General features: G+C 56.3%; 1 pseudogene. It reads left to right on the top strand.

Features of this window, described 5'->3' with window-relative positions:
• Window positions 1–254, top strand: a pseudogene (locus SB771_RS35820) (transcriptional antiterminator); the annotation flags it as partial.

Genomic DNA, 254 nt, shown 5'->3' with positions numbered 1-254 from the left:
CGGGTATGGAGAGCACGATCTCCAACGCACCGCCGCTGACACCTCAAAACAAAGGCACCGTGGAATGCGGTTTCAAACTGCTTCATCAATCCATTGCGGCGCTCACGCCCGGCTATGAACCTGCCAGAAATCTGATGCGCAGACGCGGCAAACATTACGACCGGGACGCCAGCCTGACCCTTGACGAATTTATTGCTATCGTCCTCGCGGCCATTATCAAGCACAACCGGACGCCGATGGGCAAGTACAGGATG

The sequence above is a fragment of the Burkholderia sp. SIMBA_051 genome, from assembly GCF_046534915.1.
GTDB classification, from domain to species: Bacteria; Pseudomonadota; Gammaproteobacteria; order Burkholderiales; family Burkholderiaceae; genus Burkholderia; species Burkholderia ambifaria.
Note: the sequence above shows the minus strand (reverse complement) of the source record. Positions and strands in the feature narration are given on the sequence as shown.